The organism is Neisseria macacae ATCC 33926, from assembly GCF_022749495.1.
In the GTDB taxonomy this organism is placed as follows: domain Bacteria; phylum Pseudomonadota; class Gammaproteobacteria; order Burkholderiales; family Neisseriaceae; genus Neisseria; species Neisseria macacae.
The window spans coordinates 1,429,752-1,445,633 of the sequence record NZ_CP094241.1 but is presented as its reverse complement, the minus strand read 5'-3'; the positions used below and the strand labels follow the sequence as shown (position 1 = coordinate 1,445,633).

At 50.8% G+C, this 15,882-nt stretch carries 15 protein-coding genes; 13 read left to right on the top strand and 2 right to left on the bottom strand.

Translation table 11 applies throughout. The features are described from left to right. Positions 1–13 precede the first annotated feature (13 nt). Positions 14–547 (top strand): TetR/AcrR family transcriptional regulator, encoded by a 534-nt coding sequence (locus MON40_RS06990; RefSeq protein ID WP_003778714.1) that lies wholly within the window; start codon positions 14–16, stop codon positions 545–547. A 129-nt stretch (positions 548–676) separates the two neighbouring features. Beyond that, positions 677–1,537, top strand: a complete 861-nt coding sequence (locus MON40_RS06985; protein WP_003778712.1) for an EamA family transporter — start codon at positions 677–679, stop codon at positions 1,535–1,537. Between the two features lie 55 nt (positions 1,538–1,592). On the opposite strand, the gene hpnC is transcribed toward MON40_RS06985, so the two are convergent. Further along, positions 1,593–2,408, bottom strand: a complete 816-nt coding sequence (gene hpnC / locus MON40_RS06980) for a squalene synthase HpnC (RefSeq protein WP_003778710.1) — start codon at positions 2,406–2,408, stop codon at positions 1,593–1,595. 497 nt (positions 2,409–2,905) lie between these two features. On the opposite strand from hpnC, the gene MON40_RS06975 reads away from it, so the two are divergent. The 9 genes from MON40_RS06975 to MON40_RS06935 all read left to right on the top strand — a co-directional run bounded on the left by MON40_RS06975 (position 2,906) and on the right by MON40_RS06935 (position 9,751). Next, positions 2,906–3,166, top strand: a complete 261-nt coding sequence (locus MON40_RS06975; RefSeq protein ID WP_003778708.1) for a hypothetical protein — start codon at positions 2,906–2,908, stop codon at positions 3,164–3,166. A gap of 130 nt (positions 3,167–3,296) precedes the next feature. Next, positions 3,297–3,815: a GbsR/MarR family transcriptional regulator gene (locus tag MON40_RS06970; protein WP_003778705.1), complete on the top strand. Its 519-nt coding sequence runs from the start codon at positions 3,297–3,299 to the stop codon at positions 3,813–3,815. Between the two features lie 63 nt (positions 3,816–3,878). After that, positions 3,879–4,238, top strand: coding sequence for an NADH dehydrogenase (locus MON40_RS06965; protein ID WP_094112931.1), 360 nt, complete (start codon positions 3,879–3,881; stop codon positions 4,236–4,238). A 91-nt stretch (positions 4,239–4,329) separates the two neighbouring features. After that, positions 4,330–4,719, top strand: a complete 390-nt coding sequence (locus MON40_RS06960; protein ID WP_003778701.1) for a DoxX-like family protein — start codon at positions 4,330–4,332, stop codon at positions 4,717–4,719. Then, a complete protein-coding gene (locus tag MON40_RS06955; protein WP_003778699.1) occupies positions 4,716–5,198 on the top strand; it encodes a DUF2269 family protein in 483 nt (160 codons plus the stop codon). The genes MON40_RS06960 and MON40_RS06955 overlap by 4 nt, the downstream gene beginning before the upstream one ends. A gap of 40 nt (positions 5,199–5,238) precedes the next feature. After that, positions 5,239–6,078, top strand: coding sequence for an NAD-dependent epimerase/dehydratase family protein (locus MON40_RS06950; RefSeq protein ID WP_003778697.1), 840 nt, complete (start codon positions 5,239–5,241; stop codon positions 6,076–6,078). 195 nt (positions 6,079–6,273) lie between these two features. After that, positions 6,274–7,005, top strand: coding sequence for a DUF6973 domain-containing protein (locus tag MON40_RS06945; protein WP_003760647.1), 732 nt, complete (start codon positions 6,274–6,276; stop codon positions 7,003–7,005). Between the two features lie 151 nt (positions 7,006–7,156). Then, positions 7,157–8,158, top strand: a complete 1,002-nt coding sequence (hemB, locus tag MON40_RS06940; protein WP_039863064.1) for a porphobilinogen synthase — start codon at positions 7,157–7,159, stop codon at positions 8,156–8,158. A gap of 180 nt (positions 8,159–8,338) precedes the next feature. After that, complete coding sequence (locus MON40_RS06935) at positions 8,339–9,751, top strand: tetratricopeptide repeat protein (RefSeq protein WP_039863093.1); 1,413 nt, start codon at positions 8,339–8,341, stop codon at positions 9,749–9,751. 316 nt (positions 9,752–10,067) lie between these two features. Here the strand turns inward: MON40_RS06935 and MON40_RS06930 are convergent, their stop codons facing one another. Continuing rightward, positions 10,068–12,326, bottom strand: coding sequence for a TonB-dependent receptor (locus MON40_RS06930; RefSeq protein WP_242925828.1), 2,259 nt, complete (start codon positions 12,324–12,326; stop codon positions 10,068–10,070). Between the two features lie 250 nt (positions 12,327–12,576). Between MON40_RS06930 and MON40_RS06925 the strand changes: the two genes are divergently transcribed. Together MON40_RS06925 and MON40_RS06920 are read left to right on the top strand one after the other, a co-directional pair. Further along, entirely contained in the window at positions 12,577–14,346 is a 1,770-nt protein-coding gene (locus MON40_RS06925) for an ABC transporter ATP-binding protein/permease (protein WP_003778682.1), read from the top strand. 130 nt (positions 14,347–14,476) lie between these two features. Continuing rightward, positions 14,477–15,787 carry a DUF2130 domain-containing protein gene (locus MON40_RS06920; protein ID WP_003778677.1) on the top strand — a complete coding sequence of 437 codons (1,311 nt, stop codon included), beginning with the start codon at positions 14,477–14,479 and terminating at the stop codon, positions 15,785–15,787. Positions 15,788–15,882: the final 95 nt, after the last annotated feature.

Below are 15,882 nucleotides of genomic sequence, written 5' to 3'. Positions count from 1 at the left end.
TGCAAGGATTTTTATGTCTATCAAAGAAAACATCGTCCGCACTGCCCACGACCTGTTTTACAAGGAAGGGTTTCACGCATCAGGCGTAGAATTGCTGGCGCAGAACGCCGGTACAACCAAACGCACACTATATGCCCATTTCGGCAGCAAAGACGGCTTGATAGATGCCGTTTTGGACTACCGCCATAAACAATTCATGGACAAACTTGCTGCGGCATTGGATGAAAAACCCAAAGCGCAAACCGCCCGCGCCTATCTTGACTTTATCGTAGATTGGACAAAATCTCCCGATTTCTACGGCTGCATGTTCATCAATGTCTGCGGAGAATATGCTGACCCCAACAGCAGCCCGCACCAAAAATCTGCCGCCCATAAATCCCAAATCCGTGATTTTTTAAGAACCCGTTTGAGTGAAAACGGCACAGATAAAGATAATGCTCAGAAACTCGCCGACAAAGTATTTTTATTAGGTGAGGGTTTGATTATTGCTGCACAAACGGGACAATGTGATATGGCGATAGAAGATTTGGCAGATATTGTCTGCTGATTTAGGCGGGCGTCTGCACATTCAAAACCAAAGTGCAGGCTGATATTGCCCCATCACACTCCATTCCCTTTTTTCAGACGACCTACTGTATAGTCAATCTGAAAAAGCTGCATTCCTACGAGAATCAAAATGCCCAACCGTACCGCCACCATCCTGACCACCGCACTCGCTCCATTGATTTGGGGCAGTACCTATCTCGTGACCACCGAATTTCTGCCGCCGGATCGACCGTTTACCGCCGCGCTTATCCGTGTTTTACCCGCCGGGCTTTTGCTGTTGGCGTGGACGCGGCGCATACCCAAACGCGATGAATGGGCGACGGTTGTCTTGCTCGGTTTTTTGAACATCGGCTTTTTCCAAGCTATGTTGTTTGTGGCGGCGTATCGCTTGCCGGGTGGACTGGCAGCGGTGTTGAGTTCGACGCAGACGCTGATGGTGCTGGTGTTCACTTGGTTAATCGGCAAAACCATGCCGCCGAAAGCGGCTTGGGCTTGGTCGGCGGCAGGGGTTTTGGGGATTGCGCTCTTGGTTTTGTCGCCGCAGGCGCGCTATGACGGGACGGGGATTTTGGCGGCATTGGCGGGCGCGGCGGCGATGGCGTTGGGCGTGTATTTGTCGAAACACCGCCGCACTTCGCTGCCCGTGTTGGCGTTTACCGGCTGGCAGCTTTTCATCGGCGGCTTGTTTTTACTGCCCGTCGCGCTGCTTGCCGAACCGCGGCTCGAATCTTTAAGCCCCGCCAATATCGGCGGCTATCTGTATTTGAGCCTGTTTGGCGCGGTATTTGCTTATGTGTTGTTTTTCAACGGCATCGTAAAACTCTCGCCTGCCGCGGTTTCGTCGCTGGGATTGCTCAGCCCTGTCTCGGCATTTATCTTGGGCTGGCTGTTTTTAGGGCAAGGGATGGATGCGAAGTCGCTGGCGGGATTTGCGTTGGTGTTGGTATCGATATTCGGGGTGCAGCGGGCAGTCATGAAAAAGGTCGTCTGAAAACAGCCTTGAGCCTTCAAGCCGCGTTTTCAGACGACCTTTTGCGCCGGTCGGTTTATTTCTTCAAGAATGCCCGTTTCAGAATAATCAGCCAATCTTTTTTATCCAAAACAGGACGTTGTGTAAACATATCGTATTTGCTGCCGTCCAGTTTCTGCAAAATCAGTTGTCCGCCGACAATAATCATCCGCAATTCAAATCCCAAACGGCCTTTCAGCGTTTTACCCAAGGGCGAGCCGCCCTTGAGCATTTGGAACGCGCGGTTGCACTCATACGCCATCAGTCTTTGGAACGCAAAATCCGCTTTGCCTTCGGCAATTTGCGTTTCGCTGACATTAAATTTTTGCAAGTCGTCCTGCGGGATATAAACACGGCCTTTCTGCCAATCGACGGCAACGTCCTGCCAAAAGTTGATGAGTTGCAACGCGGTGCAGATACCGTCGCTTTGGGCGATGCTGACTTCGTCGGTTTGTCCGTACAGGTGCAGCATAATGCGCCCGACCGGATTGGCAGAACGGCGGCAGTAGTCAATCAGGTCGCCAAAATCCTGATAACGGGTTTTGACAACATCCTGACTGAATGCGGACAAAAGATCGTAAAACGGCTGCAGCGGCAGCTTGAAAGGCGCGATGGCTTCATGCTGCAAACGTTGCATTAGCGGAGTCAACGGCGTTTCGCCGCGCTGTATGCGGTCAAGTTCGGATTTGAGTTCATCCAAAGCGCGCAAGCGTTCATCGGCTTCGGCATTGCCTTCATCAGCGAGGTCGTCCGCAGTGCGCGCAAAAGCATAAACGGCATGGGTAGGCTTGCGCAGGCGGCGCGGCATGACAAGCGAGCCGACGGGGAAGTTTTCGTAATGGTTGACGGACATAGATATTTGAAATTCGGTATTGGGGTCGTCTGAAAGTATGAGCCGCGTTGCTCAAATGGCTTGCCGACGGCACGGAGTACTTCCAAACCTGTATTAACAACTCGGCAAGATTCTAACACAACGCATTATTTTATTAATGATTTAACTGTACACGCGCATAGAAATCCAAACTTGAAACCACAAAATTACCCTGTTTTCCCAATTCAGACGACCCTTTCCGCAAAACGGATTTTAGGTACGGCAAAAACTATAGTGGATTAACTTTAAATCAGTACGGCGTTGCCTCGCCTTGCCGTACTATTTGTACTGTCTGCGGCTTCGTCGCCTTGTCCTGATTTAAATTTAATCCACTATATATTGAGATGACGAATCACAATACGGAAATAAGCTGTCCCATCCAAACTTAACCCGAAACCATGCCGTCCTCGTTCCTCAATATATCCGTAAACACTTGATTCGCTTATAATCCCCATACTTCCAAGTAAGCGGAGACTACAATGGACATGATGGCTTTCACGAATATTTTCTTAATCGTGCTATGTATTTTCACCATGCTGCTGGTGTGGTCGCGAAATTGGAAGCGCAAGCAGGCGTATTTTGAAAAAATCAAAAGCAATCCGGACAATCTGAAATGGCTCGAACAAAATCTGACCGGAAAAGAAACAGCAGACCTCAAAAACATCAACGAGCATTTCGGGCTGCCTTTGCTGCAAGCGAAGCAATTACTTGAATACTACAAGCAGCAGTCGGAAAAATAATCTATCGTAAAAAATAATCTATGGTTTAAAACAGGCGGGCTGAATTCAGTCCGCCTGTTTTACCCGTTTCAAAAAAATCTTTTATTTCTGTATTGACAGAAATAAAAGACAAAAATAAAATACCCTCACTATGAAACTGAATCCGACCACTGAAAAATTTATCCTCCACTGGGGCGAAATGGGCACCAAATGGGGCGTCAACCGTACCGTTGCGCAAATCCACGCCCTGCTCTACATCTTAGGCAGACCGATGAATGCCGAAGAAATTACCGAAACGCTCGGCGTAGCGCGCTCCAATGTCAGCAACAGCATCAAAGAGCTGCAAAATCTGAGGCTGGTGCATACCGTGCATATCTTGGGCGACAGACGCGATCATTTTGAAACTTCAGACGACGTCTGGACTTTGTTCCGCACCATCGCAGAAATGCGCATGCAGCGCGAAATCGAACCGACGCGGCAATTTTTGCAAAGCCTGATCGACAGCCCTGAATTTAGTCAGGAAAATGAAACCGCCAAACAGCGAATCCGACAAACCCATGATTTCATTAACACGCTGACCATATGGGCAAATGAAATGCTGAAGCTTTCCACCTCAACCATGGTGAAAATTTTAAAAATAGGCACCGGAATACAGAAATTTTTCCGATGATGCCGCCCCAATTGGTTTGCAAGACACAACCCCCGGTTTCTCTTACTCAATCATAGGTGTGTTATGGCACATTCAACAGATGATTATTTCGACTATCCGAGAGGCAGAGTCATCATCGTTTATACTGCATCTACGGTATTTTTTGCATTTAATATCGGCTACTATGCTTTATTATTTACCGTGCCGGCCCTAATTTGCGGTTTGATCTTAAGCTTGACGTCTACATACAGGGACTTATGCGGCCTTATCCGGGCAGGCATCGTCGGATCGTTATGCAGTTGTCTGTATCTTTTATTGTTTGGTGCGGATTTTATCAGCAGCCTCCAAGCAGGCGTGGTAATAGGCGGTACTTATTCTTTGATTGTCGGTCTTTTAAGTCTGCCTAATCCTCCTGGGGAAGACGATATTCGGGAACCTGCCTAATTTTTTTACCTTTATATTTCTCTTTTGACAGAAATTTTAGAAATTACAGGCTAAATATATAAACAAACCAAAATGAAATTAGGAAACCAATATGTCCGCCAACACTACACGCAATCTCCCTGCTTACCTGTCTTACTCGATGGGGTTGTTATGGCTGTGGAGCGGCACTCAACCTCTGTTTTTCATGCCTGAAATGTCATTGGATTTGCTGCATTCGGTCGGCATTCCCGATCCGTTGCTGTGGCCGACATTAATCGCCGCTTCACTATTGGACATCGGTTTTGCCTTTTTATGCTTCAGCCGCTTTCGTGCCCGTTCCGCAATATGGCTGCTGCAATTGATAACCGTCACGACATACAGCCTGATTATTGCCTTCAGGCTGCCCGAAATGTGGGCGCATCCGTTTGCGCCTTTGGTAAAAAACCTGCCGATTATGGCTACTTTATTTTTCCTGTATCAATCCGTAGGAGATAAAAAATGAACACTTATTTAATCGTTAAAACCCTGCACATCATCTCGGCTACCTTAATGGTCGGCACCGGTTTTGGTACAGCGTTTTACCTCTTTTGGGCAAACCGCAGCGGTTCGGTCGCCGCGCAGTCGGTCGTATCGCATTGGGTCATCAAAGCAGATTGGTGGTTTACGACTCCCGCCGTCATTTTCCAACCCTTGTCCGGCTTATGGATGCTGTACGAACGCGGCTATACCGTTTCCACCATGCTAGAACAAAATTGGGTATGGATGACGATCGGTTTATACATCCTTGCAGGCATTTGCTGGCTGCCCGTTGTCTGGCTGCAAATCCGTATGGCAAAGATTGCCGAACAAGCGCATAAAGAAAACGCAGACACCATTCCAGAACCCTATTGGCGTTATGCCAGACGCTGGGAATTGCTGGGCTATCCCGCCTTTTGCGCCACTATCGTGATTTACTTCCTGATGGTGATGAAACCGATTTAAAGATTTTCAGACGACCTCAGCAACACCATAAAGAAAAACCATGAACATCATCATTTTCGGAGGCAGCGGCTTCATCGGCAGCCGTACCGCCCAAATCTTAAAAGAACAAGGTCACCAAGTTTACACGCCCGACCGCCGCGCCTTCGATTTTCTTCATCCTGACGAAACCGCCGCACGCCGTTTATTAGAGGGGCAAGACGTCCTCATCAACTGCATCGGCATCATGAGCCGTCATGCCGAAATACTCGAAACCGTACACCACCGTACGCCCAAACAACTCGCCGCATGGGCAAAAACAGCAGGCATAAAACACTGGGTGCAACTATCCGCACTGGGTGCCGACCCATCTCAATCCATCAACTTTGTCGGCAGTAAAGGACGTGGAGATAATGCCGTCGCCCAAAGCAGCATCCCGATTGCCATAGCCAGACCATCCGTCGTTTACGGGCGTGGGGGAACCAGCTGCGAACTGTTCATCAAACTAGCCCACCTCCCTTTACTTCCACTGCCGGAAGGCGGACGCTTTTACTTACAGCCCGTACATCTTGCCGATGTTGCCGAAGGTTTGGCAAAACTTGCCGTCCAAACCGACGCCGGCCACAGCATCGTCAATATGACCGGCAGCCAAACGCTGACCTTGGCAGAATACCTGACCACCCTCCGCCAAACCCTGCACCACAAACCGCCACAACATATCCTGCCTATTCCCCTACGCCTGCTTGACCCTGCGCTGCCGTTGGCAAACATCCTCAGCAACGGTATTATCAGCCGTGATAGCTTTGCCCTGCTCAAACAAGGCTCATGCGCCGATTATTCTGATTTTGCAGCTTTATTGGGGAGAGCGCCATTAGCTGCGGAAAACTTTTCCCATCAAGGCTGAATCAGCCATACACACGAAAAGGTCGTCTGAAACCGCCCCGCCTAAAGCCGGTTTCAGACGACCTTTTGCCCTAATACAAGAGACCGCTGATACAATAAAGCGCCCGTATGAAAAATATTTTGCTACAATATGTAATTGTATGTTACATAAGCAGTATATCATCAATAAAATAATATTTTCATCACGGCTCATATCATGGCTCAGATTAAATTTAAAACACATCTTAAATGCATCCTACTTGCTTCCATTTTGCTCTCCGGCTGTCAAACTGCCTTTGAAGAAGATCAAACCCGGCGCAGCAAAATTACCCAATTCGCCCTCAATCATCCCGTAGCGGCGCAAGCCATCGGCATGGAAGACACAGGCTCATTCAATATCAGCAGTAATGCCACGCGCTTTGCCTACCGCAGCGGCTTAGACGATACTGCCAACGGAGATGGCAAAGGCACACAGGTCAATGCCGTGCGCCAAGCCCTGTGGCAAGCCGCCATTACCTCCCAATTCGACAACGTAATCGCCGAAGAAGCAGGTAATGCCTACCTTGCCGACATCAAAATCCGCGAAGGGAAAATCAACTATTTCAGCCGTTATCTCGCGGATCAGGCAGTTGACCAACGCAACAACCGTATCGGCCGCAGCATCGGCAGCGGCAGACCCAATACCGACATGAAGGCCCTTGCCGAAAGTGTTTTGCTCTATTACCACAAAATCGGCTTGTGGACCGCATCGGAAACGCGTACCAACGGCCGCAAAGTATGGCGCATCACGCAAGAAAAACTCAGTCCTACCGCCTACCGCGAAGCCATGAAAAATATCGAGCCGTTGGATGCCGAAGGCTTGCGTGAGGAAGAGCGCAATATGCCCAAACCTGACAAAATCGACTCGATTTCCAAAACGGTTAAAGCCATCAGAAAAGTAAAAGACTGATTTTTCGACACTCTGTTCAAGTTTTGAGTAATTCATCAAAACGGCGTAAACTGTCGCAAACCCATTTTCAGACGACCTCTGCTTGCAAAGAGGTCGTCTGAAAACATTTCTCCTGCCGATTCAGCCGTTTCCAGAAGGACAAAGGACGATTATGAATTTCCCACCGCGTTACGTTTCCGCCACCCGTATGCGCCGCATGCGCAAAGACGACTTTTCCCGCCGCCTGATGCGCGAACACACCCTGACCGCAGACGATTTGATTTACCCCGTCTTCGTACTCGAAGGCAGCAATCAGGAAGAAGCCGTCCCCTCCATGCCCGGCGTGAAACGGCAAAGTTTGGACAAATTATTGTTTACCGCCGAAGAAGCCCTCAAACTCGGCATCCCCATGCTGGCGCTCTTCCCCGTCGTTACCCGAAATAAAACCGAATGGGCGGAAGAAGCCTACAACCCCGAAGGACTCGTACCGACCGTCGTACGCACCCTGCGCGAAAAATTCCCCGAACTCGGCATCATGACCGACGTCGCCCTCGACCCCTACACCATCCACGGGCAAGACGGGCTGACCGATGCGAACGGCTACGTCCTCAACGACGAAACCATCGAAGTTTTGGTGAAACAAGCCTTGTGCCACGCCGACGCAGGCGCGCAGGTTGTCGCCCCGTCCGACATGATGGACGGCCGCATCCTCGCCATCCGCGAAGCCCTTGAAGACGCGGGGCATATCCACACCCGCATCATGGCGTATTCCGCCAAATATGCCTCCGCTTTTTACGGCCCGTTCCGCGATGCGGTCGGCAGTTCCGGTAACTTGGGCAAAGCCGACAAGAAAACCTACCAAATGGACCCCGCCAATACTGACGAAGCCCTGCACGAAGTCGCCCTCGACATTCAGGAAGGCGCGGATATGGTGATGGTCAAACCCGGCCTGCCCTATCTTGACGTTGTCCGCCGCGTCAAAGACGAGTTCGGCGTACCGACCTACGCCTACCAAGTTTCCGGCGAATACGCCATGCTTCAAGCCGCGATTCAAAACGGCTGGCTGGACGGCGAAAAAGTCATACTCGAAAGCCTGCTCGCCTTCAAACGCGCCGGTGCCGACGGCATCCTGACGTATTACGCCGTCGAAGCGGCAAAGATGTTGAAAAAATAAAACGACAGCAAAATGCCGCCGGTTTGCACAGAATGCCCGGCGGCATTTACATTAAGGAATTTGCCCGACAAAATTTATTACAACGGAATGAATAATCAGGTAATTTCTGGTAAAATACTGCAACTCTCAAGCAAACACTTACAGCGTCCATTTTATAAAATTCAAAACATATACAATAAAATGAATACAACAACCGCCGATACACTATTCCGGGAAGCTCACTCATTCATGACCCAAAATCCGCCCGATTTTGCCGCCGCAGTCCCACTGTTGCAAAAAGCGGCAGACGAAGGGCATACGGAAGCAGAATTCCATCTTGCAGGCTGCCTGCTGCAAGGGCAAGGCATCCCTGCCAACCGTGAAGCCGGCATACGCCTGATGCAGCAAGCGGCGCGTGACGGTCATCCCTACGCCAGTTACAACCTTCTTCAAATCCAAGAAGCACAAGGCATGCCGCTCAATACCCTGCTTCCCTCCTATCGGGAATTGGCAGAAGCAGGCATTATCGAAGCTCAGCTCAAGCTGATGCGTGCTTATCATGACGCAGGTCAACACGAAGAAGCCGTCGATTGGGCCGTACTTGCCGCGCGTCAGCAAAATCCCCAAGCCCTATATTTCTTAGGCCAGCATTGCCAATACACCTCGCCGCCCGATTATCCCCAATCACACCAGCTCTACCAACTTGCCGCCAAACAAGGATTTACGCCTGCCAATTGGCAACTCGGATTGCAATACAAGCTCGGTCAAGGCGTAGCACCGGACCTTGAGCAAGCCGCCCAACACCTGTACATCGCGGCAAGTGACAACATCGCGCCTGCACAAGTCGCCCTTGCGGAAATCCTGCTCCCGACCCACCCCGACAAAGCCATCCAATGGCTAAAAACCGCCGCCAAACAAAACAGCAGCGATGCTTACGCCAAGCTCGCAGAAATCCATCTACTGGGCAAAGACATCCCGAAAGACACGGATAAAGCACGCCGCTACGCCAAAGCAGCCGCACGCCGCAATCATCCCGAAGCGCTGCGTTTGCTCGGCGATATCTACCGCTACGGGCTGGGCATCCTTCCCGAGCCCTCCAAAGCGCGCCATTACTATCAGCTTGCCGCTGATTTGGGCAATCTTGCCGCACACCAAAAACTACTTGCGGACATTGCCCTGAACAATAAGCAAAACTACCCCCAAGCCAAAGAACACGCGCTGCAACGCCAACAGGCGGAGCAATTCTATCAGCTGGCTTTTGCCGCCCATTACGGTCTGAACCGCGCTCCCGACCATGCCGAAGCGCTGACGCTCTATCAGCAGGCGGCAGATTTGGGGCACAGCAAAGCGCAAACCAATCTCGGCATGATGTACTACAACGGTCATGGAACAGAGACCGACTATACCCAAGCCGCCAAATGGTTCGCGCAGGCAGCGCAGCAAAAAGACACAATGGCGCAATACAACCTCGCCTGCCTCTATTTCCACGGAACAGGCGTCCGCCGCAACACAGCCTTAGCCTGCCGTTGGCTTGAAACCGCCATCAATGACGGTCACGAACAGTCTGAAATCCTCAAGCAACTGCTGGCGCATTGGAAACAGCAACTTCCATAACATTGCCCGCGTGGCAACATTTCTCCGAAGAAGCTGCCAACGTTTGGGAATCCCTCTAAACCATTTTCTCTGCGTTGTGATTAATGGGGTGCCGTTCTACGATATAGTGGATTAACTTTAAACCAGTACGGCGTTGCCTCGCCTTGCCGTACTATCTGTACTGTCTGCGGCTTCGTCGCCTTGTCCTGATTTAAAGTTAATCCACTATAAGTCATATCACCCGCTCCATTCAAAAAACAATATAAAAGGTCGTCTGAAAACCCAGATTGAGGATTTTCAGACGACCTTTGTCTTTACCGGTTGACCTGTTCGGATATTAGAAATCCAATTCCGCTTTCAGCCAATAAGTACGCGGCATGCCGACGACGGCGAAGCTGCGGTCGTATTGGCCGCGCTGTACCTGCCAGTAGTTTTTGTTGAACAGATTTTCCACCGAACTGCTGACAGTCAGGGTATTTTTGCCCAGCTTGGTTTTGTAGCGCGCGCCTACGTCAACCAAGGTATAGGATGGGAAGGCGTATTGTTTTTGCGTATCTTGGTAAGACTTGCCGAAGTACGAAACATTGCCGTTCAAGGTCAAGCCTTTGGCAAACGGGGTATCCCATTCCACGCCCGCTTTGGCAATCACGCGCGGGTTGGCAACTTGTACGCCGTTAACAAGATTATCGGCTGCGTTCGGATAATTTTTCACAGTCGATTGCAGGTACATCAAGCCAAAGCTCGGACGCAGAGTTTTGTTCAACAGATTGGCATAGGTATTGAACTCGATACCGCGGTTACGCTCAAAACCTTGTTTGTCGCCGGCTGCGCCTCCTGCTGCTTTGTATACAGCAAAATCAGTACCTTTTTTGGTATTGCCGCGCCAGTAACCCGGGCGTTTGATTTGGAACGCGTTCAAAGTAGTGACAAAGTCGCCCCAGTTTTTGCGCACGCCGACTTCAAACTGACGGCTGACACGCGGTTTGGACATGGTAGTGTTACCGTCATCATCGGTTTTGATGTCGGCAGGCTCCAAGTCTTCCATATAGTTGCCGTACACGACCAAATCGGGCTGCGGTACCCATGCAGCCATCAACATCGGACTGAAGCGTTTGGCATCGCCGCTTTTACCTTCTTTTTTATTGGTGTATTCAACCGCTTGGAAGCGTCCACCCAAGGTCAGGCGGTATTTGTTGTCGACGAAGCCCAGTGTGTCGGACAAAGCCAAACTGTTGACTTTGATATTGGCATCCAAGTTGGCAGAGTTCGCCCATGAGTTTGGATAGTCGGCTCTAAACGATGCCAATTTACTCTCAATATTTTCGTTTGCTTTAACTTCTACCTTACTTTTACCGGCTGCGCTACCATTGATCGTTGTACGTTGACGGATAATGCGGTCGAAAGCAGTACTCCAGTTATGCGTTACCGGGCCGGTTTCAAATTCACCGCGTGCAGTAAGGTTCATACTCAAAGTACGGAAATATTGATCAGTCAGGCGCGCCGTGCCTGTGTGGTATTGGTTGGCGCTTGAGCAGGTTGCGGTTTGGCTGCTTGCGCCATCTTTGCCGCAAATAGTCGGAGAAATCAGCGTGCCGTAATAGCGCGCCTTGTTGTAGCCGATACCGCCGGTAATCTGTGCATTTTCAAACGCATCCCATTCGAAGGTCAGCATATTGGTTCGACCGACGGTGTTCTGCCAGTTCCAACTTGGCAGCAGGTTCACTTTGCCATCGGGCGCGTCAAACAAGCGGCCGTTGGCGTTTTGAATATCCTGCATACGCGCGCGGCCGCCGTTGGTTTTGCGTTTCGCGTAGATGGAATCGAACGCCACGCGTAGTTTTTCGCCGCGGTAGTCGGCATTTAAGGCAAATTCTTTGTTGTCTTCGCTGTAACCGTGGCGCGGGGTGTCGCCGTGGCGCAGTTTGCCGTTAGCGCGCACGCCGAATTCTTTGTTTTCGCCAAAGCGTTGACCCAAGTCGAACGTACCTTGGGCGCGGTTGTTGCTGAACCAGCCCAAACCGATTTTGCGGTTGCCCTCATCGGCGGCTTTTTTAGTCTCGATATTGACGGAACCGGATACCGCGCCTTCAGGGTCCATGCCGTTTACAGTGGTGGACGCGCCTTTAATCAGTTGCGCGGAACCGACATGCACGCTGGCCGTGCCTTGCGTGCCGTACATACCTGCCAAACCGTTGACGCTGAATTGGCGCGCATCAAGCTGATAACCGCGGAAATACAGGCCGGTCAATGTGTTGCTTTCGCCGCCGAACTGCCAAACGGAAGCGTCTTTTTTTGCTACGGCATCCACCAAAGTACGCGCTTCGGTGTTGTTAAGGGCTTGTTCGTCGTAGTTGACGACGGTAATCGGCGCGGTAAAGGCATTAGCTTTGCCCAATACGCCCAAATTTACGCGGTCGCGCAAGTCGCCGTCGCTGGCGATGGAGTAAGAGCGGGCGGCTTTGACGCGTTTGGCGTCGGCGCGGACATGGACTTCCTGCAACTGCTGTTGCACTGGGGCTTCGGGCGTCGCTTCATCGGCGGCATAAGAAAATGCGCTCATAATCAAAAGCGGCATCAGGGCTAATTTGCTGTTCATAAATTCCTTCTGTCTTTGAGGTGGGTTATTTTTGTTGCAATAAGCGTTAAAAATCACAAAGTAATTTTGCTGCGGAATTATATTTGATAACATTCTGCTTTTCTATAAAAAGTGATGATAACTATTTGTAAAAATAAAAATACAACATCAATCAAAACTTTTTCTATCGTAATTGTAAATTATTTTATTAAGCGGAGAATCAGGGTTTCAGACGACCCCTGCCCGCTGCCTGCCTCAAGAGACAACGCACATGCAAAAATGGCAAATCGAGCTTTATTCCACGCCGTCTTGGCTGTTACAAACCTTATTGATGGTCGCCGCCGCCTCGGCGGTGATTCTGTTTTTGGCACGCGAAACGCGCTTCGGGCGGGAGTTTGCCTATATCCTGCGGCTGTGCCTGACGCCGAAAAGCGCGGTCAAAGTCTTGCTGGCGATTACCGCGATGATTGTGCTGCTGCTGACCGAAGTGCGGCTGAATGTATTGAGTACCTTTATGTCCAAAGGGCTTTACGACTCGATGCAGGATTTGAACGCCTCCGCGTTTTGGATGTTTGCAGCGATGAACGCCGGTGTGGTGTTGGTGCGGGCGTTTAACAACGTCGTCAACGACTTTCTCGATCAAGGCTTGGCGATTAAATGGTCGGAGCGACTCAATGAAGTGCTGACGACGCGTTGGCTTGCCGACAAAAACTACTACCGCCTGCAAATGCGCCGCCATGCGCCGGACAACATCGACCAGCGTATCCAACAAGACGCACAGGATTTCATCGCATCAACCATAGAATTTGTGCGCGGCATGGTCAATTCGGTCGTTACCTCGCTGGAATTTGCCGTTGTTTTGTGGGGCTTGGCGGGCATCCTGACCGTGTTCGGCTTCGACATTCCGCACGGCATCGTTTGGTTTGTCTATATGTTTGTGATTTTGGCGACCTTTATCGCCATGTGGATAGGCAACCCGTTGATTCGTTACAACTATGAAAACGAAAAGCTCAACGGCGACTACCGTTATTCCCTCATCCGCGTGCGCGACCACGCCGAAAGCGTGGCGTTTTACAGTGGCGAACAACACGAACACGACCAGCTTGCCGACCGCTTCAAAGCCATTATCCGCAACCGTTGGCGCATCGCCCGCCAAAGCGTCTGCTTGAGCGGCTTTAACGACATGTTTACCAACGGAATCAAGCTCTTCCCCATTATTTTGCAAGCCCCGCGCCTGTTTGCCGGGCAAATCAAAATCGGCGACATCCAGCAGACCGTCCAAGCCTTCTCCCGCTTGCAAAACGCCCTCTCCTTCTTTCGGATGTTCTACAATAAATTTACCGCCTACCGCGCCCGACTGGAGCGTCTGTACGGATTCTTGCTGAGTACGGAAGAACAACACAGCGCACAACAACCCGACATTATCCAAGTTTCAGACGACCTCTCGCTGGAAAACGTCGCCCTATTCCGCCACAACGGCGAAATCCTGTTGAGCGGCATCAACGTCAACCTCAAAAGCGGCGATTCCCTACTGATACGCGGCCCGAGCGGTTGCGGCAAAACCTCGCTGCTGCGCGCGCTGGCGGGGCTTTGGCCGTTCGGCAGCAGCGGCAAAGTCAGCCGTCCGCCGCATCAAGACATCCTCTTCCTGCCGCAACGCCCATACACGGCGCAAGGCAGCCTGCGCGACGCGATTTGTTATCCCGACATCGACAAACAGCATCCTGAGCTAGCCGAAGCCATGAACACCTGCCGCTTAGGTTATCTGATTGATAAATTAGACAAAACCGACGACTGGCAACACAAGCTCTCCCCCGGCGAACTGCAACGCGTCGCCTTCGTCCGCGCCCTGCTCTCACAGCCCAAAGTCATCCTGCTCGACGAAGCTACCGCCGCCTTGGACGAACCGACCGAAGCCCTGCTCTACCGCGCCTTGAAACGCGAACTGCCGCAGAGCATCATCATCAGCATCGGCCACCGCAGCACGCTCAACGAGTTTCACGATTTCAGTCTTGATGTCGGCAACACAGCTTGCGATTGAATTTAAAGCGACAAGGTCGTCTGAAAACCCGTAAGGGTTTCGCCAAAACGAGCGCAGCGAGTTTCGCTAAAACTTTTTCAGACGACCTTTCTGCTAAAATTACACGCTTCAAATACAAGGGAAACCCGCCATGCACGAAATCAAATGCCCGCACTGCCACACCGCGTTTACCGTCAACGAAGCCAGTTACGCCGACATCCTGAACCAAGTCCGCACCCAAGAATTTCAAACCGAAATCCACGAGCGCCTGCAACAGGCGCAGATGCAGTTTCAAAGCGATATGCAGCTTGCCCAAGCGCAGGCGCAAAATCAATTCGACAAAATCCTAGCCGACAAAAACCACGAAATCGCCGCCCTGTCCAACCAAATCAACGCCTACGAAAAAGACAGCAAACTCGCCGCCGCCGAAATCGAAGGTCGTCTGAAAGCGCAAATCGCCGAGCAGAACAAATTGATTGCCGAACTGAAAGCGCAGGCAAAATCGCTGGAAACGGCGAAAAACATGGAAAAAGAGCTGGAAATCACCAAAGCCGTTGCCGAAAAAGAGCGCGAATTGGGCAATTTGAACACGCAGCTCATGCTGCAATCCAAAGAAAACCAGTTGGAAAAACAAAGCCTGCGCGAAAAATACGAGGCCGAACTCAAACAAAAAGACGAAACCATCGCCTTCTATAAAGATTTCAAAGCCAAACAGTCCACCAAAATGATAGGCGAAAGCCTTGAGCAGCACTGCGAAACCGAATTCAACCGCATCCGCACCACCGCCTTTCCCCAAGCTGTATTCGGCAAAGACAACGACGCCAAAACCGGCAGCAAAGGCGACTACATCTACCGCGAAACCGACGAAGAAGGCAACGAAATCATCTCCATCATGTTCGAGATGAAAAACGAAAACGACGAAACCGCCACCAAAAAGAAAAACGAACACTTTTTCAAAGAGTTGGACAAAGACCGCAGAGAAAAAAACTGCGAATACGCCGTACTCGTCTCACTCTTGGAAGCCGACAGCGAACTCTACAACAACGGTATCGTCGATGTGTCCTACGCCTACCCGAAAATGTACGTCGTGCGCCCGCAGTTCTTCATCCCCATCGTCTCCCTGTTGCGCAACGCCGCACTCAATTCATTGAAATACAAACAGGAATTGGCACAAATGCGCGCGCAAAACATCGACATCACGCATTTTGAAGAAGACTTGGACAAGTTCAAAACCGATTTCGCCCGCAATTACGAACTCGCCAGCCGCAAGTTCCAAACCGCCATCGACGAAATCGACAAAACCATCAGCCACCTGCAAAAAACCAAAGAAGCCCTGCTCTCTTCGGAAAACAACCTGCGCCTTGCCAACAACAAAGCGACCGACCTGACCGTCAAAAAATTAGTACGCAAAAACCCGACCATGAAGGCCGCCTTTGCCGCGTTGGAGAAAAAAGAGGATTGAGATTTGCTTCGAGAATGAAAATAGAAACGCCAGCCGGCCGTTACGCCTGCGCAAGCAGGAGTGACGGAGAACAGGTATCTCGTTTTCTATTAGTC

Coding starts and splice junctions, on each gene's coding strand:
- MON40_RS06990 (WP_003778714.1), top strand. CDS start 14: ATGTCTATCAAAGAAAACATCGTCCGCACTGCCCACGACCTGTTTTAC.
- MON40_RS06985 (WP_003778712.1), top strand. CDS start 677: ATGCCCAACCGTACCGCCACCATCCTGACCACCGCACTCGCTCCATTG.
- hpnC (WP_003778710.1), bottom strand. CDS start 2,408: ATGTCCGTCAACCATTACGAAAACTTCCCCGTCGGCTCGCTTGTCATG.
- MON40_RS06975 (WP_003778708.1), top strand. CDS start 2,906: ATGGACATGATGGCTTTCACGAATATTTTCTTAATCGTGCTATGTATT.
- MON40_RS06970 (WP_003778705.1), top strand. CDS start 3,297: ATGAAACTGAATCCGACCACTGAAAAATTTATCCTCCACTGGGGCGAA.
- MON40_RS06965 (WP_094112931.1), top strand. CDS start 3,879: ATGGCACATTCAACAGATGATTATTTCGACTATCCGAGAGGCAGAGTC.
- MON40_RS06960 (WP_003778701.1), top strand. CDS start 4,330: ATGTCCGCCAACACTACACGCAATCTCCCTGCTTACCTGTCTTACTCG.
- MON40_RS06955 (WP_003778699.1), top strand. CDS start 4,716: ATGAACACTTATTTAATCGTTAAAACCCTGCACATCATCTCGGCTACC.
- MON40_RS06950 (WP_003778697.1), top strand. CDS start 5,239: ATGAACATCATCATTTTCGGAGGCAGCGGCTTCATCGGCAGCCGTACC.
- MON40_RS06945 (WP_003760647.1), top strand. CDS start 6,274: ATGGCTCAGATTAAATTTAAAACACATCTTAAATGCATCCTACTTGCT.
- hemB (WP_039863064.1), top strand. CDS start 7,157: ATGAATTTCCCACCGCGTTACGTTTCCGCCACCCGTATGCGCCGCATG.
- MON40_RS06935 (WP_039863093.1), top strand. CDS start 8,339: ATGAATACAACAACCGCCGATACACTATTCCGGGAAGCTCACTCATTC.
- MON40_RS06930 (WP_242925828.1), bottom strand. CDS start 12,326: ATGAACAGCAAATTAGCCCTGATGCCGCTTTTGATTATGAGCGCATTT.
- MON40_RS06925 (WP_003778682.1), top strand. CDS start 12,577: ATGCAAAAATGGCAAATCGAGCTTTATTCCACGCCGTCTTGGCTGTTA.
- MON40_RS06920 (WP_003778677.1), top strand. CDS start 14,477: ATGCACGAAATCAAATGCCCGCACTGCCACACCGCGTTTACCGTCAAC.